A 25,606-nucleotide genomic window follows, 5' to 3' on the forward strand; every position below is an offset into this window, starting at 1 on the left:
CTACCTTTAATCACGCCTCACACGCCCCGCCTGAGGCCAGTCCTACTGGAGTCGATCTGATGCAGCCGCTGCGCAGTCTCCTAATCGCATTTGCCGCCGTTACTTCACTTGCCTTCGCGGGAAACGCGCGGGCCCAGTTTCAAGTTGGCGCGGCCGCGATCGATGTGACGCCGGAACAATTTCCGGTGTTGATTAACGGCAGTTTCTATAGCAGGACAGGCTCGCCCAAAAACATCTTCGCCCGCGCGATTGTCGTGAGCGATGGTCAGGAGCAACTTGCAATCGTCGTCACCGATAGCTGCATGTTGCCCAAGGATTTGATTGACGGCGCCAAACAACTGGCGTCTGAACGGACGAAGATCCCGATGGATCGAATCTTGATGTCGGCGACGCATACCCACTCCGCTCCTTCATCGATGGGCGCCCTCGGTACTGAAGCGGACGAAACGTACACCCCTTACTTGCGGATCAAACTGGCCGAAGCGATCATCACCGCCCAGCGCAATCTGGCTCCGGCCAAGGTTGGGTATGGTACGGCCGACGCCAACGAGTTTACGGCGCTGCGGCGCTGGATTTTGGGCCCGGATCAAATGCGGGATGATCCGTTCGGCAACAAGTCGGTTCGGGCGAGCATGCACACGGCCAAAAATAATATCCTCAATGTAACCGGCGAATCGGGCCCCGAAGATCCAGAACTGGCGATCATCTCGTTTCAGTCTCCAGAAGGTCGCCCGATCGCGATGTTGGCGAACTTCTCGATGCATTATTTCGGCGGCGGGGGCGCATCCGATTACTTTGGGGACTATTGCCGAGCGCTCGAAGCGAAGTTGGATCAAAAGAGCGAAGATAAGCCTCCCTTTGTCGCGGTGATGTCGCATGGTTGCAGCGGCGATATTTGGCGCGTCGACTATCGCGCCGGAACCAATCAAACGTTTGAAGGGTTCGTCGAGGGCATGGTCGAACGAACCGACCAGGCGTTGGCCGACATCGAATATCAAAGCGACGCGACGATTGCGATGGCCGAAACGCGGATGCGTCTCAACTATCGCGTGCCCAGCGCCGAACGTTTGACCTGGGCCAACGGCGTGATCGCAGCGATGGGAGATCGAGGACCGAAAACTCCCGAAGAAGTTTATGCTCGCGAACAACCAATTTTGCACGAGAAACAGTCGACCGAAATCGTGCTCCAAGCGATCCGTATCGGCGACATCGCGATCACGACAACCCCGAACGAAACCTACGCGTTAACCGGTTTAAAACTGAAAGAACGTAGTCCGCTAAAAAAGACGTTCGTCATCGAATTGGCGAACGGCGGCGACGGCTATATTCCGCCGCCAGAACAACATGTGCTGGGCGGATACAACACTTGGGCGGCCCGCTCGGCCGGTTTGGAAGTGACGGCCGAACCGAAAATCGTCGCGGCCGACCTGAAACTGCTGGAAGAAGTGACCGGCAAACCGCGACGCGAAGCGACTCCGCCGCATAGCGCCATGGCGAAGGTGATCGCCGATCTGAAACCGGCGCGTCACTATCCTTTGGATGAGATGGAAGGCCCGACCGCTGTCGACGCTTCTCCTCATTTTCGGGACGCGATCTTTGAGGATGGAGTTGTCTTCTACCTGAACGGCGCCGATGGTCCCGCGCTGTCGACCGCGACCGAGATCAATCGAGCCGCTCACTTTGCCGACGGACGCATCGTGACCCGAACGCCGGAATTGAAGGAAGATTACAGTGTCAGCATTTGGTGCTGGAACGGACTGAACCTGGAAGCCCGACCGATCGCCGGCTGGATGTTCTCTCGCGATCAAGCCGATAGCGTCACCGCCGGCGGCGTGCATTTAGGGATCGCCGGCAAAGGGGAACATGTTGGGCGGTTAGTGTTGCAACTCGGCGACAAACAGCTGTTCGGCAAGACGCCGATCGAGCGTTGGATCTGGAATAACGTCACGTTGGTCAGCGCCGGCGGCGAAATGAAGGTTTACCTGGACGGCAAGCTGGAAATTACGGCCGATGCGTCGAAGATTGGCGCAGTCGACGATACGTTCTTTGGCGGACGCAGCGACAATCAGTCGAACTGGGAAGGCCGCTTGGATGAGATCGCCCTGTTCGACCGGGCGCTTAACGCGACAGAAATCGCTTCGCTCGCCGCTGATGGAACGGCCAAGGCCGCTGATTCGGCGCAAGCCGCGCCGCTGAGCGAAGACGACAAGACCAAGGGTGGTCGGCACTGGATCGAAGACAAGACGCCTGGTCCGAAATCGCCCGAAGAACAGCTCGCCGCGTTCAAGATCGAGCCCGGCTACAAGATCGAATTAGTCGCGGCCGAACCGGTGGTGATCGATCCGGTGGCGATCGCGTTTGACGCGCGCGGTCGAATGTTTGTCGCCGAGTATAGCGACTATCCAATCGGACCTGCCGACGAAAAGGCGCCGCCGCTATCGCGGATCGTGCTGTTGGAAGACGCCAACGGCGACGGCCAGATGGATAAGCGAACGCTCTTCGCAGACCATCTGACCTTTTGTCACAGTTTGATGCCGTATGCCGGCGGCGTGCTGGCCTGCGCCCAAACCCAGGTGTTGCTGCTCACCGACGCCGACGATGACGGCGTGGCCGAATCACGAGAAGTGCTGTTCGACGGCTTTCTGCCGGCGCATCCGCAAATGCAGATCGGCAATCCGCGTTGGGGACTCGATAACAAAATCTATCTCAACTACGGCGTCGGTAAGATCACGCAAGGAACTAGCGACGCTGAGCCGTTTGCGATGCCGCGTACCGAATTTTGGTTTGATCCGCTGACTCGCGAGTTTGGTCCGGCCGCCGGAACCGGTCAGTTTGGCAATACGATCACCGCATGGGGCGATCGACTCTTCAGCACCAACCGCAATCCAATCATCGCCGCGCCGATGACTTATGAAGAAGCGCGTCGAAATCGCTTCTCACCGATTTACACTCAGCAATACGACGTTGCGCCCTCCGGCGGCGATTCGAAGGTCTTTCCGCTGGTCGCGATGAAAAGCAACTGGCTCTCGCACGCAGGCACGCACACGTCGGCTTGCGGCACGACCGCCTATGTGGGCGATGCGTTGGGCGCCGCGATGGAAAACAGCGTCTTCGCTTGCGAGCCGATCGGACATTTGGTGACGCGTGCGATTGTAAAGCGCGACGGCGCTCGTTTGACTTCGACACGAGCACGAGAAGACGCCGATTTTGTCGCGTCGACCGATACATGGTTTCGACCGGCCAGCTTGGCGAATGCTCCGGATGGAACGCTCTACTTGGCGGACATGTATCGCTTGTGGGTCGAACACCCAAAATTTCTGCCGCCGGAAATCGCCGCCCAACTCGATTGGCGCGCCGGCGATGATCGCGGCCGCATTTGGCGCATCGTCGCTGACGGCGAACAGCCGCTGCGTACTTATAAGGCCCCCCAATCAAACGCAGACCTGGTCGCCATGTTGGGTGACGCCAACGGTTGGAGACGTCGCGAGGCGCAACAGTTGTTAGTCGAAGGCCAAGTAACCGACGCCGCGCCGGCGATCGAAAAACTATTTCACGACAGCAAATTCGCGTTGGCCCGGCTGCACGCGATTTGGACCTTGGCCGGCATGGGGCAATTGAAGGCGCCGCTGATCACCGCGGCGCTCTCCGACGAGAACCCGCACGTGCGCGCCGCCGCAGTAGAATTGGCGAGTCGCCAATGGAACGACCAGCCGCAACTGTTGACCGCGGTGCTGCCGCTAGCGAGCGACAAAGACCCGTACGTCCGGTATCAATTGGCGCTGGCGATGGGCGCCACTGCCGATCCGCGCCGCGTCGATGCGTTGGCGAAACTGACGACCAGCGATGGCGCCGACGTCAATTTTGCAGATGCGATCATGACGGCGACCGAAACTTGCAGCGGTAAGATCCTCGCCAAACTGGCCGCAGACGCTGCTCCGGATGCAATGCAAAAACGGCTCGCGAAAGTAGTCGGCGCTCGTAAAGACAAACAAGAAACTGCCGCCTTGGTACAATTGGCGCTGACCAGCGCTGCGTCGCATCGACAGATCGTCCTGTTGGCGGGGCTAGCCGAAGGAATCAACAACAACGCAAAGTTGGAGGCGTTGTTGAAACAAAGCGGCGCCAAGTGGGAAGGATTGACCGATCAGTTGGCGGACGTCGCCTTGGATGAAGCGGCGCCGCTGCAGGATCGGCGGGAAGCGATCTTGCTGCTCGCGCGATTCTCGACGGCTCAAGAGGAATTTTTCGCCGATTTGCTGCATCCTCGGTTTCCGCCGCAAGTGCAGCTGGCCGCGATCGACGCGCTGGGCAGCGCCTTGAACGAGAAGCGCGCCCAAGTGTTGCTATCGGCCTGGGCCGAGATGGAGCCGCAGTCGCACAGCGCCGCGCTGACTCACTTGCTAAAAAGCCAATTGGGCGTCGAGAGCCTGCTGAGCGCGATCAAATCGGGCATGATCGCCGCGTCGGCGGTGAGCATAGATCAACAACGCGCGTTGCATGAGCATCGAATCGAATCGATTCGCACATCGGCTGCGCAGCTGTTCGGCAAAGCGGCGTCGACCGACCGAGATGCGGTTTTAGCGCAATTCAGCGAAGCCCCGCGCACCATCGGCAGCGCCGTCGCGGGTCGCGAAGTCTTTTTGAAGAACTGCGCGAAGTGCCATGTGCCGACCGAAGAGTCAGGCCGCAGCGTTGGCCCGGATCTAGCTGACTCTCTAAATCGGTCCCGGGAAGCGATCATGTACGACATTCTTAATCCCAGCGGCAAGGTCGAGCCGCGCTACGCCGCCAGTCAGATTTTGACCCTCGGCGGGCAATCGTATATCGGAGTGGTCGCGAGCCAATCCTCGGAATCGATCGTATTACAGTTGGCCGATGGGAAGCTGCAAGAAACGCTCCGCAGCGAAATTGATCTCTTTCAAACGAGCGACAAGTCGCTGATGCCAGAGGGTTTGGAGAAAGAGATCGATGTGACGCAGATGGCCAATCTGCTTGAATTCTTAAAGTCTCCCCTTCCGAAAAAGTAGTCGCTTGCGGCGAGAACTTATGCGGAAAATACCAATTGCCCGCGTGAGACGACTGGTCTACTATGTAGTCGCTCACCTAGCCGGGAGAGAAAGGGTATGCATTGTCAGAAACAAAACAGAACATCATCGACGCCGGCTGCGAGGCGATGGTCGCCAAAAGCTATAACGGCGCCGGACTCAATGAGATTCTCAAAGAGGCGGGCGTCCCCAAAGGCTCCTTCTATCACTTTTTCAAGTCGAAAGAGGAGTTGGGGATCGCGATCATCGAGAAGTCGGTCGACGAAAACATCCAAGCGCTGCGCCAGCGGTTGTCGGATCGCTCGAAGACGCCGGTTCAGCGACTGCGCGCCTATTACGAATGGGCGCGTGAGCATCTGCTATCAGTCGGTTTTCGCCGAGAATGTTTGATTTCTAAGTTGGCGCTGGAGATCGGCACGCTGAGTGGACCGATGCAATCCGCCGTCCGCTGCGGTTGGGATCAGTGGAGATCAATCATTGCCCAGTGCATCCGTGAAGGACAAGCAGCCGGCGAAATTGATCCGAACCAAGACGCCGAAGCGCTGTCTGACTTCATGATCTCGGCGTTCGAGGGCGTTTTGATCCGCGTGCAAGTCAATAACGACATCGCACCGGTCGACGAATTCCTCCATTTCGTGTTTGAAGTTTTAATTCCGCCGCGGAAGTGAAACCTCTCCCTATTTGCTGCATCCAAACTGAGACGACTGGTCTACTGGACATCTGGAGATAACGCAATGTATCGCTTTACGATCTTCCTGCTCGCGGCAATCGCACTGAGCGCGACGCCGGTTTCGGCGCAAATGCCGCCGGTTTCGGTTCGCGCCGTTCCGGTCGAGCTCCGTAAAGTTCAGCCCCACCACCGCTTTACTGGCAGTCTACGAGCAGTCTCGCGCGGCAAAGTCGCCGCGTTAGAAGATGGTCGCGTTTTAGAAGTGACCGTCCGCGAAGGCGCCGCCGTCAAGCGAGGGGACATCATCGCCGTGGTCGACTCGCGCCGCCTAGAAGCGCAACACGGCGAACTGCAAGCAGGTTTAATGACCGCACAAGCCCTGGTCACCCAGCGCGAAGCGGAACTACGGCAGACAAAGCTCGATCTGGAGCGTTCGCATAGCCTGGTTGGTCGCAACGCAATATCGCAACAACAACACGAACATAACGAGACCGAAGTTGCGGTCGCCGAAGCTCGGCTCGCGACCGATCAACGTCGTATCGACGAAATCAAAAGTCAGCTCGAATTGTTTCAGGTTCGGCTCGACGATACGACGGTTCGAGCGCCCTACGACGCGCAAGTGATCGAACGTCATGCCCAGCCAGGTGAGTGGATCAAAGCCGGCGAGCCGTTCGTCACGCTCGTCTCGACCGGACAGATCGAAGCCTGGCTGGAAATTCCTGAACGTTACGCAGGCGTGCTCAGCCAATTCGCCAATCAATCGGCGGTGAAGATTGTCGGCAGCGACAAGCAATTCATCGCCACCTCGGCCAAGCGGGTCAACGAGGTTCATCCCCGCACGCGAACGTTTCAGTTTGTGCTGACGCTCGCCGATCCGGATGCCGAGCTTTCGCCGGGGATGTCAGTCGACGCATGGTTGCCGGTCGGCCCAGAACAAGACGATCTGACCATTCCCAAAGATGCCGTCGTACGTTCCGGCGGCTCGACATTCGTCTACAAAGCGGTGACCGCCGACGGAGGAACCACCGCCGTTCGTCAGCCGATTCAGGTGAAGTTTGAAACCGGCCATTGGGTTGTCGTCCATGCGGTCGGTTTGACCCCCGGCGATATGGTCATCATTGAAGGGAACGAACGGCTATTGCCGGGAACTCCGCTCGCCGTCACCGCAGTGTCGGCCCCCGCACTGCAGGCCGAAGTGCAATTGGATCGTCAACCTCGCTAGTTGGCGACTAGTTGCAACCCATTGAAAATACTTGAACCAGGACGCTACCGATGAACTTTATCCAGATGTCGGTCAAACAGCCGATCACCGTTGCGGTCGGCGTCATCTTGTCGGTCTTAGCCGGCGTGATCGCTTTTTCACGCGTGCCGATTCAAATGACGCCGGAAGTCCAGTCCGTCGTCATCTCGGTCAGCACGTATTGGGAAAACGCTTCGGCGCAAGAGATCGAAAGCGACGTCATTCAAGAGCAAGAGCAACGGCTTGGCGATCTGGCGGGTCTGGTCGCGATGACCAGCATGAGCCAGCCGGGTAGCGGACAAATTCGCTTAGAGTTTCAAACCGGCACCAACATCGACGAAGCGATGTCGGAAGTCGATCAGAAACTTTCGGAAGTCCCCGGCTATCCGATCGGCGTCGATCAACCGCAGATTGAAGACTTTGATCCAGAATCAGTCGACTATATCTCTTGGATCGGCCTTGCTTCGACCGATCCCAACTTTGACGCAACAACGCTGTACGATTTTATGGAGCGGCGTCTCCGCCCGCGGTTTGAGCGGATCAATGGCGTGTCGCAAGTCGGTATTCGCGGCGCTCGCGAGCGAGAAGTTCAAGTTCGCGTCAATCCAACCGCATTGGCGCAGCGCGGCATTACCTATGCCGAACTGGTCGCTGCGCTGCAGATGAATAACGGCAATTACTCTGGCGGCAAATTGGCCGACGGCAAAAGCGACATCCGCGTTCGCATGGTCGGACGATTTCGCGAAGCCGACTGGGTCGAAGGGTTGGTCATTCGGCGTGAAGCGAGCGGTCCGATCTATTTGCGCGACGTCGCCGAAGTGGTCGAGACGCACAAAGAAATGACCGAGTGGGTTCGTGCTCGGGGCCAGCGAATGCCGTTCTTCAACTTCATGCTCGAAAGCGGGGGTAACCTGCTGGAAACGATGGACTCGATCAACGCCGAAGTGGCCCGCTTGAACGAACCCGGCGGCGTGTTGGAGCAAGAAGCGAAGGCGTTAGGCGTCAACGGCACGTTTGAATTGGTGCAAACCTACGACGCGACCACGTACGTCGTCGACGCGATCGACCTAGTGCAAAGCAATATTTTGGTCGGCGGTTTGTTGGCGGTCATGACCCTGCTGCTGTTTCTACGCTCGGTTCGTACGATCGGCATCATTGGGATCGCGATTCCGATCTCGACTGTCGTCGCCGTGGTGGTGATGGTGATGCTTGGTCGGACGATGAACATCATTTCGCTCGCCGGAATGGCGTTTGCCGTGGGGATGGTGGTCGACAACGCGATCGTCGTGATTGAAAACATTTTCCGCCATTTGGAGATGGGTAAATCCTCCAAACAAGCGGCGATCGACGGGACGCAAGAGGTCGCGTCGGCGGTGCTGGCCTCGACGTTGACGACGCTGGTCGTATTTTTTCCGATCCTCTTGATCGAAGAACAAGCAGGCCAATTGTTCCGCGATATCGCCCTGTCGATCATGGCGGCGGTCGGCGTCAGCTATATCGTGTCGACCACGGTCATTCCTGCCGCGGCCGGACAATGGCTCTCGATCAAAATCAAGCCGAAAACCGAGGAACCGCTTGCCGAGAAAACGCCGGTCAAACGCAAAGGTTGGCTGGGACGCGGCTTCGCGCTGGTGCAAGCGGCGACCAATTTGCCGGCGATCGTCGGCGGCTTGGTCTATCGACTGACGGGGACCTGGATGTCACGCCTGGCGGTGATCGGCGTATTCGCGGCGGTGACGGCTGTCGGTACTTGGATGTTGATTCCGCCGCTCGACTATCTGCCGCTGGGGAATCGCAATATCGTATTCGGGATGCTGATTCCGCCACCGGGATATAACGTCGATCAACTGTCGGAACTTGGAGACCGCTTAGAATCGGTTATTAAACCGGCATGGGAAGCGGCCGGCGACAAGTTTGGCGCCGAAGCCGCCGAACGCGGAGGAGAGTGGAGCGGTGAGGATCAACGAACCGCCTATCCAATGTACGGCAGTGACGAGAAAATCATGCCGCCGCCGCTCGATCACTACTTTCTGGTCGCATGGGACGGACGCGTCTTTCAAGTCGGCATTTCCCAAGACAAGAAACGGGTGGTGGACGCGTTGCCGCTGCTCAACGCCGCCGCATCAAACGCGCCGGATGTGATTAACTTCGCCTTTCAATTGCCGCTATTCCGCGTCGGGGGAACAACGGGATCGGCGATCAAGATCGATCTGGTGGGGGACGATCTCGACAAAGTGTCGGCGGCAGCCGGTGCGTTATTTGGCAATCTCGCGCAGTCATACGGCCCCATGGCGGTGACGCCGGTGCCGGCTAACTTTTCGTTGCCGACGCCGGAGTTGCGGATCACCCCGAATCGAGAACGACTGCAAGATGTCGGCATGGGACAAGACGATCTGGGTCTGGCGATTTCGGCCAACGGCGACGGCATCATGATTGTGCGTGCGTTTGACGTCGGCGGCGAACTAAAAGATTTGAAGATCATCACGCAGGACGCGCTGCTCGGGGATCCAATCTACGCGCTGCACAATTCGCCGGTCGCTACGCCGGAAGGACGCGTCGTTGATTTTCAGAGCTTAGCGACGATCGAACGGGTGGAAGCGGCCGATCAGATCAAGCATGCCGATCGTCAGCGAGCCGTGACGCTGCAGTTGACTCCGCCGGCCGGCTTGCCGCTGCAGGAGGCGATTGATCAAGTCGACCAAATGGTCGCGTCAATGCGTGAATTAGGAGTGATTCCGCCGGAAGTCGATGTGAATCTGGCCGGCTCGGCCGGTCAATTGGCGCAGATCAAAAACGCGCTGATGGGGGACGGTTCGCTAGTCGGTACGCTCAGCAGCTCCCTCTTTCTGGCCTTGCTGATTGTCTACCTATTGATGGTTGTCTTGTTTCAAAGCTGGGCCTATCCGGTCGTGATTATGGTGAGCGTGCCGCTGGCGCTATTGGGCGGTTTCGCCGGTTTGGCGCTCGTGCATCACTGGAGCGTCGTCGATCGGTACATGCCGATTCAAAACATGGATGTGCTCACGATTCTCGGCTTCGTCATTTTGGCAGGCGTTGTGGTGAACAACGCGATTTTGATTGTCTATCAAACGATCAACATCTTGCAAGGACGATCGGAAGAAGGTGAAGATACGTCGCACTATACGCCGCGTGAAGCGATCGCCAAAAGTGTCGAAAGTCGCGTTCGTCCGATCATGATGAGCACGCTCACTTCGGTCGGCGGCATGTTGCCGCTGGTCTTGATGCCAGGCTCAGGCAGTGAACTCTATCGCGGTCTCGGCGCGGTGGTGGTCGGCGGACTGGTCGTCTCGACCATCTTCACCATGATCCTGGTGCCGGTGTTGTTGAGCGTGTTGTTCGATCTTCGCCCGCCGGTCAAAGCGGAAGAAACGGCGGCGGCTTAATTCGTTTGGCGCAAGCGTGAAATTCCTTGCCGCCTACGGCGGTCTTCTTGGTGGGAGAAGACCGCCTTTTTTTGGGGAAAGAGGTCTTGCAAGACAGGAAACTGACGCACTAAGCGTGAGAAAGTTGGCAGGGGAAAAACTAATGCGCCGCACGAGCGGCCACTGGCGCTTTCCATTGAGCGCCGCCGCCTGGCGCTTGGCTAAGTCGAATTTGTCCCATGTCGATCACGACGCCGATCGCCGGATCGGACTTTAGCAACACGGCGCCATCCAGATCGGCGTAATCCAGCAGCGGCGCCAGGTGCGCCGCGGCGCTGATGCCGATCGAACTTTCGATCATACAGCCGACCATCGTCTTCAGGCCAAGCTGTCGCGCCATGCGTAACATGCGCAATCCCGGCGTCAGACCACCGCATTTGCAAAGCTTGACGTTGACGCCGTGGAAGAACCCGACGCATCGCGTGACGTCGTCTTCGACCTGGCAGTTTTCGTCGGCGATAATCGGCAGAGTCGAATTCTGATAAACATGCCGCATCTCTTCCGGCGTAGCGGTATTGAGAAGCGGCTGTTCGATAAATTCAACGTTGAGCTTCGCGAGTTCGTGCGAATAGGCGATCGTTTGCTCGGCCGTCCACCCGCAGTTCGCGTCGACGCGAAACGTCGCGCTCGTTTGCTCGCGCAGCGCACGGACAATCGCCAAGTCATCTTGGGCGCCCAGTTTGATCTTGTAAACGCTCCAGCCGGGCTGTTCGTTCAGTTTGGCGATCATCGTTTCGATCGTGTCGATACCGATCGTATAGCTCGACTCCGGTACGTCTCGCCAGGCGAGTCCCCATTGCTGGTAGAGCGGAACGCCTGACCTGCGCGCCGCGAGATCATGCGCCGCCATATCGAGCGCACTCAGCGCGAACATGTTTTGCAATTGGCTTTTCGCCGCCGGCCACACCTCTTCCGGCGAGTCAGTCTCGTATTTTTCCAGCAGATCTTGCCCATCGGTCAGCGACGCGCTCATCGCTTCGATCGTGTGCCCATAAAAACTGTTCTCGGTCACTTCGCCAAAGCCGGAGATTCCATCTTGTTCCAACTCGACGACCAAACTGTTTTGGAACTGGATCGAACCGCGTGAGATGGTGAACTCGTGCTGTAGCGGCAACTGCAGACGGTGTAAGGTCATTTTCATCGTGCGAGCACCTCCGCACGTAGTTGCAGAGAAGCTTCTACTAGCGCCGCAGCGCCGGTCCGATATACATCGCAAACCGGCAATTGAAACTCTTTTTTCGCCCATTCCAACTCGGCCATCGCCGCATCCTCGCTGAGCGTACGCGTGTTGACCGCGACGCCGATGATGCGACACGGATGGCGCAAGTTGGCGGCCACTTCGTAGGCGTTCAATAATTCCTGATGCGAACGAAGCGGTACGTCCTTCAAACCTTTTACGTTCTCGCGGCCTGCTTCGTAGCAATAGATCAAACCATCCGGCGCCGCGCCATGCAGCAGACCTAGCGTCACGGCCGAATAGGCGGGATGCGAGATGCTCCCCTGCCCTTCAATCAGCAAAAAGTCATGCTCTTCGTTCTGACGAACGAACCGTTCGATCGTGCCGTTCACAAAGTCGGCAACCACGCAGTCGATCGGCACGCCGCGGCCCGAGATCATGATGCCTGTTTGTCCCGTGGCGACAAACGCGCTGCTCTGACCGAGCTGACGTAGTCCCTGCTCGACTTCGAGCGAGACGACCATCTTGCCGAGACTGCAATCTTGTCCGACCGTATGAATGCGGACGCAACCAGGGCGAAACGGCTGGCCATCGGCGATCTGACGGAAGCGATTGCGACGAACATCGATCAAACTAGCGCCGTTCTCTTCGGCCGCTTGGACCAGGTCGGCGTCGTCGATCAGAAAATCATGCAGACCCGATACGACGTCCATATTCCTTCGCAGCGCTTCCAGCAAAATCGGTTTCCAGGCGGGGGGAAGACTTCCTCCCGGAGGGGCGATGCCGATATAGATCGCGTCAGCATCCGGAACCTGCGTCAGGTCGGCGACCAAGGGAATATCACCGCCGGCGCTGAAGGTCTCTTGCGCCGTCAGCGTCGGCGTACTCGATTCTAGGACGGCGACCACATCGTCGCTCCGATACCGCAACATGCTGATCGCCGTTTTGGCGAGAAACGGCGACGAATAGCCGTCGGTCAACAGGACGATGCGATGATGCTCTCGTAGTCGCTGACCAACCGACTCGGGTGCGGCGTCAGAAATAACAGCGGTTTTCATAAAATGGGGCTCGGGGCGCGGCTGAAATTGAATGGAGACTTGCCGATAGATGATCGTATCTTGACGCGGTTCCGATTAAAATGCGCACTCGCGCACAAAGATATCAAAATTGCGCAGACGTTCTGCCGTTTCTCTCTTGTCACTGTGGATTGGATCGATGCCGCCGGAAAACTATCATCGCGTCGCCATCCTGATTGAAACCGACGACAGTTGGGGGCGAAGCGTCGTCGAAGCGATCGGCAATTTCGCACGGCAGCAACACTGGCGACTGCTGATCGCTCCGCGTGACTCGCAAAATCGGATGCGGCTGCCGAAAAAATGGCGCGGCGACGGCGTGATCGTCCATCTCCGCACGCGAGCGCTGGCGACCCATTTGCGGCGGATCGGCTTGCCAACGGTGGATGTCTCGCTGATGTTGCCAGAGGAAACTTGGCTCGGTCGTGTCGTGACCGATGACGAACGCCGCGCTCAAATGGCGATCGAACATCTTCGCCAGCGCGGGCTGAAGCACTTTGCCTGCTATGCTCCGCCGTTGGGACGTTATTCCGATCAACGCGTTCAGATCTTTGCTCGCCAACTGCAGGAGGCAGGCTTTCATTGTTCGATGTTTGGTTCGAAAGAGATTCGCCAAGGCTGGGAAGTCGAGCATCAACATGTAATGCAATGGTTGAATAAACTGCCGCGCCCGCTCGGCGTTTTCGCCGCCGATCCCTATCCGGCGCGGCAATTGGCCGAGATTTGCGACCTAGGCGGAATCCGCGTGCCGGATGAAGTCGCAATTCTCGCAGGCGATGATGACGACCTGCTTTGCAATCTTGCTTGGCCGCGACTTTCGGCCGTCCAGCTTGGCTGTCATGCTTTAGGAAGCGAAGCGGCCAAGCTGCTCGACCAGTTGATGAGCGGCGCCGCGATTCCAGCGAAACCAATGTTCATCCCGCCGCTCCGCGTCTGCGAGCGACATTCGACCGACATGCTGGCGATCGCCGACAGCGAACTGCTGGCGATCTTGCGATACATTCGCGAGCATGCCGATCAAGGTTTACAAGTGCAGCAGTTGGTGCGTGAATTCCCCGTGTCACGGCGTTCGCTAGAACAGCGCTTTCGCGAGCAACTGGGACGTTCGCCGGCCGAGGAAATCCGCCGCGTCCGCCTAGAGCGCGCTAAAAGCATGCTGCTGGAATCTAGCTTGGCGATCGCGGAGATCGCGCGTTTGTGCGGCTTCGCCACGAGCGCACATTTTTCAACCGCGTTTCAAAAACAAAACGGCGCCACGCCGACGGCGTGGCGCGGGCAATACGCCTAGCGGACTATTTCGTCGGAGGCGCTTCTTTCGTGTATCCGATGACGCCGACCGCAACACGCGGCCCGGCATCTCCCGAAGGTTGGCTCTTCAAATCGTCGACGCCGGCGTGGACGACAAACGAGCGCCCCATGATCATCGGCAGCTTCAGGTCTTTCGAGACCTTGTTGACCGTCGCGATTCCTTTGTCATCAGCAGTGATGTTGCCTAGATCGCCGGCGTGATGATCGGCCGCGTCGGGGCCGCCATGTTCGTGGCCGCTGGGATTGTAGTGTCCGCCGGCCGCCGTGCCGTCTGCGGCGGTTAAATCGCCGAACTCATGGATATGAAACCCATGCTCGCCTGGCTTCAGTCCGCTGACTTGCCCGGTGATCTCTAAGGATTCGCCGATCACTTTCAGGCGGATCACGCCTTGGACGCTGTTACCTTCGGTCGGGATCAGGACGGCGACGGCCGCTTTGGGCGTCGTCATCTCGGCGGCGTGATCGGCATGCTCGGCGCCAAACATCGCAGCCATCGCCATTGCGATTTCGGTTACGACAGCCAACATCAGGGTTGATTTCATCAGAATTCTTCCTTTCGACACGGACATATAGAGGGACGATCATCGATTTGCTGGAGAGGAAAGCGGCAAATCGCATACCATTTGAGCGCAGCGTAGCTGAAGGACAGGTTCGTGAGAAACGCGGTCAGGAAGCGCCGGCAAGCCGCTTGCCGCTGGTCAGGTTCCGATCGGCTGGAACGCTGGGCGATCAGGCGAGTCTCTGTTCATGATAAGGGCAGCGCACCAAAAGAGCCGCACCGATTTTCAAAATCGGTGCGGCACGCAGTTTGTCGCGGTTGGTGTTAGTTAGGCTCGGACGAATTCGAGCTTGGCGGCCTTTTGATCGGCCAATTGGAAGCTGAAAGCGTCGTTGCCGTTCGTTTCCAGCGAACCGGCCAGCTTTTGGTTGTCGGTCGAGCGGATCAAAGTGAGCGAACCGTTCGTGATTTCGTAGGTTCCCTGGAAGCTGCTGGTCCCGCCATCTTTGTTAGCGGCCGACCAGTTGAAGCTGCCGTTGGCGTTCAGGTCAAGCTGAATTCGAGCTCCGTTGCCCAAAGTCGACGACCAGCGGCCGACGTGGGCCGGCAGAGCGTTGTTTTCAGCAACCGGCGTGGTCGACTCGGCTTGCGGCGGAGCAAATCCCCCCAACGCTTCCAAGGCCGAGATCTCAGCGTTGGCCGAGCCAGTGGTCGGGGCTGCCGGTTGCGGTTGAGCGGCCGGAGCTTGTTGCTGCGGTTGCGGCTGGCCTTGGGCAAAGGACTGACCCTGCGGAGCTTGTTGTTGCGGCTGACCCGGATCGAAAGGTTGGCCCGGCTGCGAAATCGGCTGTTGCGAGAACTGTTGCGGCGGAGCGATCGGCTGACGAGGAGCGACGTAAGTCGGTCGACGGTACGTATGTTGGTGCTGGTATTGCGAACGAAGTTGGTTGTGGTGAAGCGACTGCGAGAATCCGTGGCCGCCGCGGCTGCTGTGGCAACCGCCAGCTTCCGATTGGGTCGACAGCGAGACGACCAGGGCGATGACAGCGATCAGCGTGACGATGTTTTTGGTCGAGCGGGTCATGGGAAATCTCCTGAGGGTAGTTTGTTTGTTGTTCGGGCGAGAGCGTTGTTTGCGTCTCTAATAAGCTCAGCGAGAACCTGATCCGTTTGTTACAGACCAAATTGGAAAATTCGGAAGTCGAGCGATTTTCTGCGTCGACCGGCCCGCCGGAACACGCTCTCCGAATAATTCAGGCAAGAATGGGCGAAACGGCTGTCTCCCTCTCGATCGTTTCGAGAGAGAGCAGCCGTTTCAGCAGGCCAGAGTGCGTGATTCCCCATCGGCCTGCTGTTAGTTGCCGATCCACGAGTTCAGCATGTGGTGGTCGAACTGAAGCTGATGTCCCGTATGGTGGTGATTTTTGAACTCGGGGACCTGCTGGAAGTTGTTGTGATGGTTGTTGAACTTCTGGGTCGGCTGGAAGTTGTTGGGGTGTTTGTTGAACTTCTGGACGTGCTGAAAGTTGTTGTGATGATTGTTGAACTTCTGGGCGTGCTGAAAGTTGTTGGGGTGATTGTTGAACTTCTGGACGTGCTGGAAGTTGTTGGGGTGTTTGTTGAACTTCTGGACCTGCTGAAAGCTGTTGTGGTGATTGTTGAACTTCTGGACGTGCTGGAAGTTGTTGTGATGGTTGTTCTTATGGTGATTATTGTTCTGCTTGCCGTTGCCGGCTTCGACGCTGCTGGCGGCGAAAAACAGCATGGCGGCGGCGACGGTCAGCAGCGTGGCGATCGTTTTGGTCGAGTAGGTCATGGTCATCGGTCCTGAAAGCAAGTGGTGGTGAGTTGGAAGGTTGCGTCTCGTCTCTAACATGCTCAGCGAGAACCTGGCCGATTTGTTACAGAACAAATTGGGAAAAGCGGAGAGCGGCGGAGTTGGAAGCGTTTCCCCCTAAAAAAGGCCTGAAACTAGCCTCTGAGCACGTTTCTCCCTTTTCTTCCGCTTTCCCGTTTCCGCTTTCGAAACAACAGCAGCCACGTTTCCCTCCGAGGGAATCGCGGCTGCTGGGCGGAAATGGTCTGTCGCGCGGACGTCGCGACGCCGCAGCTACTTGGTCAGCCAGGAATCGAGCGTTTGTGACGCGTTCTGGACAGATTCCTGGGGGGTTAGGTCTTTTTTCGAGACGCTCGTCAGCTTCGAGACGTACTCCATCGTGCTTTTCACCGCATCCGGCGCCGCCGTCGCGTCGATCTTGACGCAGTAGATCACCAGGTATTCGCCGGTTTCGGCCTTTTCGACCGACCAGGCGCCCATCTTGGTGCGAGCGTTCTGGCCCAGCAATTTAATCATCGTGTCGGTGCTCGGCGCCTCTTTCAGCGTCGCGGCCAGCGACCAAACCTTGCGGACGTCGGCTCGCTCGTAGTATTCGATGTCTTTGGTCAGAAAGACCGACTGCTTGCTGGCGTCTTTCTCATCAAATTTCACCTCAAAGTGCCCTGATTCGTGGGTGGTGAACTCCAAATCGGCTTTCTTCAACAGGTCATCCGCCGCGATCGGAGCCGGTTTCCAGGGGCCGTTCAAAAATTCCTTCACTTCCGAAACATCGACGCTGTAGCTCACCAACCGAGCCTTCGGAGCGATCGCTTGCGAGATCGCGACCAGTTCCCCCTGGTTGTTAACGACCGGGCCGCCGCTGTCGCCCGAGTTGATCGGCGATTGGGTTTCGACCACTTTGAAATCATGCTCACCAACCCCAGTGCGAAACTGCTTTTGATAGACCGAGCGAACCGTGCCTGACGTATAAACCCACAAAGCGTCGGTCGAACCGGGGTTGCCGATCGACTGGACATCTTCGCCGGGTCCAACGCCGGTGGTCGACAAGGTGATCGCGGCGACGCCGGCCGGCAGCTTTTCCAACTCAATCAACGCGAGGTCCCGTTTGCGGTCGACAGCGACCACCCGACCCCGTAGTCCCAGCTTTTTGACGTTCGTAAGGTAGTGCGACCGGGCGACTTCCGGCTTGCCATTGGTCAGATCCGCAAAGAAAATCACCGCAGCTCGGGCATCCCCCACCACGTGATAATTGGTCACCAGCAGCTTTTTCTCAGCGTCGACCAGTACGCCGGTCCCGCTCGAAGTCTCGCCGCCGGTCTTGGCCAGCACCCAGGCAGTCGATTTCAGCGTTTTCTCGTAGACGGTACTGTCCGCCCGGCTGGTCGAAACCATCCCGCTGACCATGACCAGAGTCGCAGCAGCGGTCGTAACCCATGATTTGGTAATAGCTTGCATCGTTTTCACCATTTCCGCAAAGGCTAAAGTGCGTCCGCCAGGCGAAGTGCCTGGATACTTTGCACAGCGGAAATGAGGCGCGGATGTTACAGAAAAACGGAAAGCGGAGTGGCGTGCCCCCAAAGCAATGCGGCGTCCAATGCACTCAACGCCCGCCTGACGACCAATAGCGCGACGCATCAAGCCAACCAGGCCGCTGCACAACAGGCAGGCGTCACGACCATCGATACGCTGCTGGACAATGACTACACCGCGTTCCTCACCGCCCAGTTCGCCGGGCAACAAACGGCCGCGACCAATCTGCTGACCGAAATGCAAGATTGGGTGCTCGACAACATCGGCTCCAACGTCGCCTACGCCGCGATCGCCGCCGTCGCCAGCAATACCTATTCCAGTCTTCGCGAATCGACGATCTTCGCCCACAACCTGCTCGCCGCTTCCAGTCTGAAACAGGCCGAAGACCGGGTCGCCGGCAGCTACAAGTCGAACGGATCGCAACTGGCCGACGCCATCGCCGCCTACCAAATCGCCGAAGCCCAGGCGCTTCGCGACCATCGTATCGCCATTGAACAAGCCGACCGTCGCTTCGCCGACAACGGCGATACGACCGCCCACAACACCGCGATCGAAACGGCCCATGATGCACTCGACGCTGCCCGCGAGACCTTTACCGAAGCTTACTACAAAGCGGCCATCGGCGCCCAAGGCGCCCACCAATCGACCGTCGCCAAGACCGACGCCCAATTCGAAAACAACGTCGGCCAATCCCGCGCCCAGTCGACCAAGACAATCGCCGACGCCCAGGTCGACTACGTCACCACCGAAGCCGCCGCCTATCGCAACCAGCAAGAGACCATCGCCGCCCGCGATAAAGAATTCGCCGAGTTCGGTGTCGATAACGACTACGACTCCCTGGTAGACGCCCTCGCCGCACTCACCGCCGCCAACAACGACACCGCCGATCCCTGGACCACCAAAGCCCTGGCAGTCGCCGCCGCCGTCCAAGACGCCGCCACCGACATCGCCGCTGGCATCTACGATTACGACCTTAGCCAAGCCGCCGCCAGCGAAGCCAGTGATGTCGCTAGCGCTGAGGCCGATCGTGATCGGACGGTTGGCGAGGTGAAGGCGGATGTTGGCAAGGCGGTTTCGGAGAAGAGTATTGCGGCAGATCGGGTTACGAAAGAAGCGGTGGTTCAAGAAATGAACGCCGACATGGCGGCCATCACCAATGCCTGGAATGGCAATGTCGATAAGATGCCGAATGAAGGCAAAAGCGCCTACGCCAATCTGCCTGTCAAGATTCCAGAGAATCTGATGCGGCCGACTGAGACGACTCGTAATTCAGAAGAGGTAGAACTAGGTGCAGTGCTTTCGAGCGAAACGGGAGTAAACGATGCGATTGCCATTATCGGATCGACATCAATATATCCCGGATACTATGGTCAACCAGCAGTTTACCGCACCGACTTTTCTGAAATTGAGAATCAACAAAGTAGCCAACATTCGGCGCAGTCGTTTCGATCATCCATTGCGGCAGGCGTAACTGCAACTGCCAACGCCTTGTTTAGCGTGTTTGCGGCCAATAACTCGATATTTTCAAATAGCGCATTTGGCGCAATTGGTGGTGTAGCGATTTCGGACGTAACAGGCAGCCAAACCGATTATCGTGCCCGGTGGATCAATGAAGATGGGTTGATTTTCATTGAATTCATCGATCGTGCATGGTTCGGCGGCGGCAAAACATCTCGAATTCACATTGGTTTCGAAGATAATGGAGTGATCTATCTCAATGAAGATCTGGGCGGATACAAGATTAAGCCAAGCAGTCTAGACGTCATTGTCAGGAAATTGCCAACAGATTTCCCTAACGCCTTCGATCTTGACACGGAAGGCCAGCAAGCAGCGATTAGAGCGCGAATTGATTCGTATTTAAAATTCCATCCCAAAATCACCGGATTGCCGAGTCCAGCCGCGATCAGAAATAAGCTGGAATTGGAACTATTTACTCAACATCTCGGTGCTCAGGATCCCACTAGACAAAAAATCGCCGCTTCACTTGAGCTGAGCATTCAGAAGTGGTTCAGGATAAATGTCTCGACACTTACGGATGTTATTGATGGTGATATTGAGATAATTAACGCGGGCAATCGTCAGGCCTATTTTGAGGGGATCCCGGCCGCAGCCAAAGGATACTTCATATCGGGGCCAACCAACGCGGTCATTGGGATTTACAAAGCCGGTGAGTACTTAGTAACGCACAGCATCGTCACCATCGCTAGTGAAATGACGCAAGCCGTCACCGCAATTACTACTGATCCAGCGACCCGTCAGCAGATTCTGAATGAAGTTCAACGTCAGATCAACGAAGCACTTGATGATCCCGAGAAAGGAGGCGCCCTGGCTTTTGAAGTTACCATCTCAGTGCTCGCGCCAGCGAAGGCCGTCACGGGGGCTTTGAAAGGCACGCAAACTTTCAAGGTAGTTGTCAAAGCGATTTCTGAATCCGATACTCTCAGCAGGGCCGGAAAGGGACTCTCCTCATCGCGCAGAAGCCGCAAGGGAATGGTGCTGAATCCATTTGCGGATCCGCGGACGAAACCTAGCACGCTCGTTGTGCGAATTCAGGCTAAGCTAGATTTATATCCGAAAGTAGTTGATGCCCGAACAGGGCGCAATATTCCATTTCCAAGTGAAATCAAAGGACGAGTCGACAGAAGTCTTAGGGTTAGCTGGGACTCAAAAATGGATCGCGCTGCATTCATTTCGGATTGGCATCGAAGGGGATATGCAACACCAAAAGGTGGCTGGGACAAGTACGACATACATCATATTCATCCACGCGAATTCGGTGGAACAAACGATTTCTGGAATTTAGTGCCAGTTGAACGAGTTGCTCACCAGAACCTATTTAACGAATTCTGGCGCGAGTTTGTAGGATTGTGAAGGATTGCTAATGAGCATTACAGACTTGATTGAGTTGATGAAACGGGAGGGGACGCGGCTTGCAGAGCCAGTCCCAATTGCTGGAATGCCAGCGATGGAATTTTCTTGCCTGTTCACAGATGAAGCGGTAACACAAGAGGAGCTTTCTGTGATACTTCCAGTATGCCATCAAGACATTGCTAGGTTTTGGATGCACGCTCGGAACGCTCATCTTTTTCACGATCAAACATACGGACAGTGGGGGCTGGAGATATTGGATCCGCTACGTGTAGCAAACACAACAGCTCAATTCTACGAACGGCGGAAGAGAGATTTTGTTTCTGGCGATATAATTGTAGGTAAGTTTTTTGGTGATTCTGATGTCTTGGTCATTCGAAATAATCCAGAAATAGATGATTTTGGATATGTATACGTAGCGCTCCCCATCGACCCGAGATCAGAATGGCACCTAGCAGCCAAGTCTTTCGAGGAATTCTTGAATTTATTTGTAAAGTCTGGAGGTGATAAATACTGGGCGAAATAGTACATGTCAGGCACCGCGCTCGTACCATATTTTCGCGAGAAGAGCATGTCTTACGTCCTTTTACGGAACGCCCGCGATTGACAGAAATTTAGTTTTTGCTCCTCACCTCGATAGTCGCAATCCCATGTTCTTGAAAACAAGGAGTAGGCGATACTTTCAGCTGTTGGTGGTGTAACGCGGCCGCCAGCCAAAAATATTCGCTCGACTTGACCAAGGCCCAGCAAACGCTCGACGATCAGCTTGCCGGCGCCGAAGCGAAACGAGACGCTACCTTGCTCGCCCTCGACCTGGCCCAGATCGAGAAAACCGCCCAGGCCGATTTTCAATACGCCCTGGATACCGCCAACCACCTGAAAACGTACAACGCCGCCGCGATCGACGCCGACTACAGTTTCACGATCAAAATCGACAGCGCCCAATACGCCTACAGTCAGAAGTCTGCCCAAAGCGAAAAGGCCCTCAACCTGGGGCTCGAAGCGACAAACGAATCGGCGCTCGTCCAAAACAATGCGGCATCCTATGTATTAAACGCCCGCCTGACGACCCACGGCGATCGCACCATAAATCACGTCCCCAGCAACACTTCCAACAAGTAGGCGTCGTTCCTTCCAGCTTTTAGCCGCTTGTTCTTCACGCCCACCTTCGCCGTTTTGTTGTTCTTCAACAAGCTCAGGCTTGTTCTTCTTAGCAGACTGAAGTTGACGTCGGCGTGGCCTTTGCGGATTCGACTTTGGTCTTCGCCGAACGTTACGTCGAGTTGCCAGTGGAGCGAATTCTCAATGCTCCAGTGCCCTCGGACCGCTTCGGCGAAGCGTTTGCCGGTGAGATATTTGCTCACGATGTAGTAGCGTACTTCACTCGTCTCTTTGCCGTTTTGCTTGACGATATTGATCGTCATTCCGATCGCCTTCAGCTTCGTCCAACGCGAGGCGTACGGAAAATCATCGGCGTCGATTGGACAGAGATAGTAGTAACGCGACTCTTCGCGGCCATGCCCTTTCTCGTGCGTCTCGTGGCGGTGAACTTTCATTTTCGCAAAGTCGATTTCCATCGCAGCGGCGAAGTGATCGCGAATCGCTTGATGCAGATAACGCTGATTCCCTTTAATCGCCAGACAGTAATCACCGCCTGCGTTAACGATCTTGGCGGCGATCTCTTTCTGACAACCCATCGCGTCGATCGTCACCAAACAGCCGGAAACCTCGATGATTTCGAGCAATTTCGGAATCGCCGTGATCTCATTACTCTTCGCGTCAGTCGCGACTTGCCCGAGACTCACATGATTGGCGGTCGCCCAGGCGCTGACCATATGAATCGCGGCCTTGCTGCTGGCGGCGTCAAAGCTGCGCCGCAAAGTTTTGCCGTCGATCGCGATAATCTGCCCATCGGTAATCTCTTGCAACGAAGTGATCCAGCTAAGCAAACACTTCTCAAATTCAGCCGGCTTCAAAGCGCCGAGAATCGCGTTGAAGCGATCATGCGAAGGAACGCCGGTGCTCATGTCGAGGAACTGCGAAAGCCACTCTTTCTTGTCTTCGGCCCAGTCAGTGATCGCAACGAAATCATCTGCTCCACCTAGCACCGCACAGAGCGACATCGTGACGATGTTGACTAGCGGATAAGTTACCTTGCGAGTCCGCGGATCCGTCAGATCGGCGAAGTGTTCTTGAATCGAAGCGCGCGATGAAGACGACATGCTGAACAACTCTCGGCAAGACAAACGCTTGGCCGCGATCAAGCAATCACGAAACCGCCAAGACGCACTTGCCGGATTGTCGCAGGTTGCCCATCATGGCGCAATCGCCGTGCCTGACGACCAATACCGCAACGCATCAAGCCAACGAGGCCGCCGCACAACAGGCAGGCGTCACGACCATCGATACGCTGCTAAACAATGACTACACCGCGTTCCTCATCGCCCAGTTCACCGGGCAGCAAACGGCCGCGAACAATCTGCTGACCGAAACGCAAGATTGGGTGCTCGACAACATCGGCTCTAACGTCGCCTACGCCGCGATCGCCGCCGTCGCCAGCAATGCCTATTCCAGCCTTCGCGAATCGACGATCTTCGCCCACAACCTGCTCGCCGCTTCCAGTCTGAAACAGGCCGAAGACCAGGTCGCCGGCAGCTACCTGTCGAACGGATCGCAACTGGCCGACGCCATCGCCGCCTACCAAATCGCCGAAGCCCAGGCGCTTCGCGACCATCGCATCGCCCTTGAACAAGCCGACCGTCGCTTCGCCGACAACGGCGATACGACCGCCCACAACACCGCGATCGAAACGGCCCATGATGCACTCGACGCTGCCCGCGAGACCTTTACTGAAGCTTACTACAAAGCGGCCATCGGCGCCCAAGGGGCCCACCAATCGACCGTCGCCAAGACCGAAGTCGACTACGAAAACAACGTCGGCTAGTCCCGCGCTCAGTCCACCAAAGCCATCGCCGACGCGAAGCTCGCCTACGTCACCACGGAAGCAGCCGCCTTCCGAACCGAGCGAGAAGATGTGGCCGCCCGGGATAAAGCGTTCGCCGAATTTGACATCACCAATCTCTACGACGCGACGGTCGCCTCGCTCAGCGCAATGGCCAATCCATGGGCAACCAAATCGCTGTGCATCGCCACCGCCGTGCAAACGGGCGGACTCGCCATCGCCGCGGCCATTCAAGACTACGACGACGAAGACGCCGCGGCGACGGAAGCCAAGGAGGTAGAGGCCGCCGAGGCGGAACGGGATCGGATCGTTGAGGGGGTGAAGGCGGAGGTACGCAAGGAGGTTGCAGAGAAAGATCTTGCGGCTGATCGTGTTACAAGGGAAGCGGCGGTTCTGGAACAGAATGCTGGCTTGGCGCCACAATACGACGCCGCGCCTAGCGAAACAAATGAAGCACCGAATGAAGTCAAAAGCGAATACGCCAACCTGCCTGTCGACATTCCGGAGAATCTGCGGCGGCCGACTGAGACCGTATTAATCAAGGAGGAGGCCGAACTCGAAGTCACTGCTCCGAGCGAAATTACTTTAACATTTACTGCCCCTGCTCCGAACGACAACCTTTCTTACCTCGTCCCTAGTCGAGAGCAGCTTGACGCACTCACCGAAAGCGAAAGATCAAAGGGGCAGCTTGCGTTGGAGATCGCACGCGAGATTCGTTCTTTTCGCGTAGACATCTATAACCTGGGGGAAGAAAAGGCGAGAATAACGGAGAATTTACGCAATCCAAATTTTACGCTCGACAAAGAACCGTTTCGGCAAAGAAGCGCCACCATTGATGAAGAAGTAAAATCCAAAGCGAATCTGGTTCAAGGCAATCTCGATATTTTGGCGAATGTTTACTTCGATGCGGTTATCGAAGACTGGAGTCCGGGGGCGACCAACAGTGGCGCTAGTTCCTACCAAGAATTTTTCGGCGGTGTCGGCGCCCAAGCGGCCCTTGACCGCGTCTGGAAAGAAAACGCTTATGGCGACGGGCCAAAAATGGAGAGCATTTTCGTGGAGGACTTTCTCGCTGTCTACTTTGCAGGACGGTCGATCGCTCAAGCAGTGATGAAGTCGTATGTTACGGTGGGAATCCGAGGTGCGGCTACGACGGGTGCGAAGGAAGTAGTAAAAGAAGCGGTGGACGCCAATCTGGAAGCTCAGTACGGATTTTCACCGCGAGTTCTTGCGGAAGGAGCTGTTAAGGGTGCTGCTAGAAAATACCATTATCTTTCAGACTCGAGATTTTGGGTCGATGGTATGGCAGATATTTCAAAACTATCTCGCGGACGTAAAGGCGGTGTAGTTCTTGACGAAGAATGGCTAGAACAAGTTGAGGCTCAGCTTAAATCGCTTGATCCAGATATGAAGTTGTCGATTGATGATGACACTCTCGATGACCTGGGGTTTCTTGGAGGATTCAGGGCTGGCGACAAAACTTTGCTTTTGAGGTCTGATGCAACTCTGTTCGAGGCCGTACATGAATTGGAGCATGCAAAATACTTCGCCGACATCGGAAGCGATGCCGCAAGATACCTCGGCGATGTAGGTTCTGCTTCTCGTGAACTTGAGGCTTGGCGATACGTCCTTAATTATGCAGAGAATTATCCTGGACGGCTTAGCGTGCTCGAATTAGAGAAGGCTCAAGTGATGTTTAATGAAGAATTCCGAAAGATCTTTGGAGTTTTACCAAGATGATTACAAAAGACAATGCGATTGCGATTGCGACAGTCCACCTTCCAAAAAAGTACGAGAAACCCCAATTCCTGCAAGCCGTTTACTCGGATTCTCTTGAGGAGTTTGGACAGGGAGTTTCGGGATGGCGAGTTTGGTTCCGATTGGTCGACTCCGATTTCGGCACATACGATCGACCAGTGGAGGTTTGCGAATCAACTGGGAAAGCAAAGTTGGT

Annotated in this window: 17 protein-coding genes; 11 read left to right on the forward strand and 6 right to left on the reverse strand. The window is 56.5% G+C overall.

Annotated elements, in window-relative coordinates; all coding sequences use genetic code 11:
• Positions 1-59 precede the first annotated feature (59 nt).
• From DSM3645_RS15190 to DSM3645_RS15205, 4 genes are all read left to right on the forward strand, one after another.
• Positions 60-5,027 (forward strand): PVC-type heme-binding CxxCH protein, encoded by a 4,968-nt coding sequence (locus DSM3645_RS15190; RefSeq protein ID WP_002653109.1) that lies wholly within the window; start codon positions 60-62, stop codon positions 5,025-5,027.
• Between the two features lie 101 nt (positions 5,028-5,128).
• Complete coding sequence (locus DSM3645_RS15195) at positions 5,129-5,713, forward strand: TetR/AcrR family transcriptional regulator (protein ID WP_002653110.1); 585 nt, start codon at positions 5,129-5,131, stop codon at positions 5,711-5,713.
• A gap of 66 nt (positions 5,714-5,779) precedes the next feature.
• Positions 5,780-6,937 (forward strand): efflux RND transporter periplasmic adaptor subunit, encoded by a 1,158-nt coding sequence (locus DSM3645_RS15200; RefSeq protein WP_002653111.1) that lies wholly within the window; start codon positions 5,780-5,782, stop codon positions 6,935-6,937.
• Positions 6,938-6,987: 50 nt separating this feature from the next.
• On the forward strand, positions 6,988-10,359 hold the full coding sequence (locus DSM3645_RS15205; protein WP_002653112.1) for an efflux RND transporter permease subunit: 3,372 nt from the start codon (positions 6,988-6,990) through the stop codon (positions 10,357-10,359).
• Positions 10,360-10,498: 139 nt separating this feature from the next.
• Here the strand turns inward: DSM3645_RS15205 and DSM3645_RS15210 are convergent, their stop codons facing one another.
• Positions 10,499-11,539 (reverse strand): dipeptide epimerase, encoded by a 1,041-nt coding sequence (locus tag DSM3645_RS15210; protein ID WP_002653113.1) that lies wholly within the window; start codon positions 11,537-11,539, stop codon positions 10,499-10,501.
• Positions 11,536-12,633 (reverse strand): DUF1611 domain-containing protein, encoded by a 1,098-nt coding sequence (locus tag DSM3645_RS15215; protein WP_002653114.1) that lies wholly within the window; start codon positions 12,631-12,633, stop codon positions 11,536-11,538. Before DSM3645_RS15215 ends, DSM3645_RS15210 begins: the two co-directional genes overlap by 4 nt.
• Before the next feature lie 157 nt (positions 12,634-12,790).
• On the opposite strand from DSM3645_RS15215, the gene DSM3645_RS15220 reads away from it, so the two are divergent.
• Positions 12,791-13,936: an AraC family transcriptional regulator gene (locus DSM3645_RS15220; protein WP_002653115.1), complete on the forward strand. Its 1,146-nt coding sequence runs from the start codon at positions 12,791-12,793 to the stop codon at positions 13,934-13,936.
• A gap of 4 nt (positions 13,937-13,940) precedes the next feature.
• Here the strand turns inward: DSM3645_RS15220 and DSM3645_RS15225 are convergent, their stop codons facing one another.
• Together DSM3645_RS15225 and DSM3645_RS15230 are read right to left on the reverse strand one after the other, a co-directional pair.
• The gene (locus DSM3645_RS15225) at positions 13,941-14,498 is read right to left on the reverse strand and encodes a superoxide dismutase family protein (RefSeq protein ID WP_040351876.1); all 558 of its coding nucleotides are present in this window, start codon (positions 14,496-14,498) and stop codon (positions 13,941-13,943) included.
• A 285-nt stretch (positions 14,499-14,783) separates the two neighbouring features.
• On the reverse strand, positions 14,784-15,539 hold the full coding sequence (locus tag DSM3645_RS15230; protein WP_002653117.1) for an SRPBCC family protein: 756 nt from the start codon (positions 15,537-15,539) through the stop codon (positions 14,784-14,786).
• Between the two features lie 297 nt (positions 15,540-15,836).
• Here DSM3645_RS15230 and DSM3645_RS30225 point away from each other — a divergent pair, with 297 nt between their 5' ends.
• On the forward strand, positions 15,837-16,286 hold the full coding sequence (locus tag DSM3645_RS30225; RefSeq protein ID WP_131282606.1) for a hypothetical protein: 450 nt from the start codon (positions 15,837-15,839) through the stop codon (positions 16,284-16,286).
• Positions 16,287-16,565: 279 nt separating this feature from the next.
• Here the strand turns inward: DSM3645_RS30225 and DSM3645_RS30655 are convergent, their stop codons facing one another.
• Positions 16,566-17,747 (reverse strand): S1 family peptidase, encoded by a 1,182-nt coding sequence (locus tag DSM3645_RS30655; RefSeq protein WP_161603352.1) that lies wholly within the window; start codon positions 17,745-17,747, stop codon positions 16,566-16,568.
• 108 nt (positions 17,748-17,855) lie between these two features.
• On the opposite strand from DSM3645_RS30655, the gene DSM3645_RS30660 reads away from it, so the two are divergent.
• The 3 genes from DSM3645_RS30660 (at position 17,856) to DSM3645_RS15255 (ending at position 21,812) form a co-directional block, all read left to right on the forward strand.
• The gene (locus tag DSM3645_RS30660) at positions 17,856-20,693 is read left to right on the forward strand and encodes an HNH endonuclease signature motif containing protein (protein WP_002653120.1); all 2,838 of its coding nucleotides are present in this window, start codon (positions 17,856-17,858) and stop codon (positions 20,691-20,693) included.
• A 10-nt stretch (positions 20,694-20,703) separates the two neighbouring features.
• Positions 20,704-21,216 carry an SMI1/KNR4 family protein gene (locus tag DSM3645_RS15250; protein WP_002653121.1) on the forward strand — a complete coding sequence of 171 codons (513 nt, stop codon included), beginning with the start codon at positions 20,704-20,706 and terminating at the stop codon, positions 21,214-21,216.
• 206 nt (positions 21,217-21,422) lie between these two features.
• Positions 21,423-21,812 carry a hypothetical protein gene (locus DSM3645_RS15255; RefSeq protein WP_002653122.1) on the forward strand — a complete coding sequence of 130 codons (390 nt, stop codon included), beginning with the start codon at positions 21,423-21,425 and terminating at the stop codon, positions 21,810-21,812.
• Here DSM3645_RS15255 and DSM3645_RS15260 read toward each other — a convergent pair.
• Complete coding sequence (locus tag DSM3645_RS15260) at positions 21,782-22,912, reverse strand: ISAs1-like element ISBlma8 family transposase (RefSeq protein ID WP_002652115.1); 1,131 nt, start codon at positions 22,910-22,912, stop codon at positions 21,782-21,784. The genes DSM3645_RS15255 and DSM3645_RS15260 overlap by 31 nt on opposite strands.
• Before the next feature lie 95 nt (positions 22,913-23,007).
• On the opposite strand from DSM3645_RS15260, the gene DSM3645_RS30475 reads away from it, so the two are divergent.
• Both DSM3645_RS30475 and DSM3645_RS15270 read left to right on the forward strand, forming a co-directional pair.
• Positions 23,008-23,634: a hypothetical protein gene (locus DSM3645_RS30475; RefSeq protein WP_002653123.1), complete on the forward strand. Its 627-nt coding sequence runs from the start codon at positions 23,008-23,010 to the stop codon at positions 23,632-23,634.
• Between the two features lie 90 nt (positions 23,635-23,724).
• Positions 23,725-25,392, forward strand: coding sequence for a hypothetical protein (locus DSM3645_RS15270; RefSeq protein WP_002653124.1), 1,668 nt, complete (start codon positions 23,725-23,727; stop codon positions 25,390-25,392).
• Positions 25,393-25,606 lie beyond the last annotated feature (214 nt).

This window comes from Blastopirellula marina DSM 3645 (assembly GCF_000153105.1).
GTDB classification, from domain to species: domain Bacteria; phylum Planctomycetota; class Planctomycetia; order Pirellulales; family Pirellulaceae; genus Blastopirellula; species Blastopirellula marina.